This window comes from Halomonas elongata (assembly GCF_029081005.1).
In the GTDB taxonomy this organism is placed as follows: Bacteria; Pseudomonadota; Gammaproteobacteria; order Pseudomonadales; family Halomonadaceae; genus Halomonas; species Halomonas elongata_B.
Genome location: NZ_JAJQTQ010000098.1, coordinates 1 through 444 on the forward strand (window position 1 = coordinate 1; position 444 = coordinate 444).

The following is a 444-nucleotide window of genomic DNA, read 5'->3' on the forward strand; positions in this document are numbered from 1 at the left end:
GGATAGGGAACTGAGCGGATCCGGCATTTGATGCCGAGCTCGTCGATCAATTTCTGCACGATGCTCCGCAAGGTGCGCGGTTCGCCGTTGCTGATATTCCACGCGCGGGCGGAGGGAAGATGATCGCAGGCCGGCTGGCTCGCCAGCCACATCGCATGTACGGCGTTTTCATAATAGGTCATGTCGACCAGCGCGCTGCCGCCGCGCGGGAGCAGGACGCTGCCATAATGCTGCATCATTTGCGCCAGCCGGGGGATAAAGACTTTGTCGTGCGGCCCAAACAGGCTCTGCGGCCGCAGAATGGTAAAACGGGTATGCGGGTTGGCCTGCGCCAGCAGGTTGATCACCTCCTCGCTGGCCGCCTTGCTGCGGGCAAACTCGTTGGCGAAGCGGTGTGGACGGAAATCTTCCTGGATATCACGATGATGGTGATAATCAAAATAG

General features: G+C 59.5%; 1 protein-coding gene. It reads right to left on the reverse strand.

Annotated features, from left to right (window positions below):
- Positions 1-444, reverse strand: a 444-nt coding sequence (locus tag LU493_RS19610) for an NAD-dependent epimerase/dehydratase family protein (protein ID WP_275289481.1), incomplete at both ends; no start/stop codon positions are given.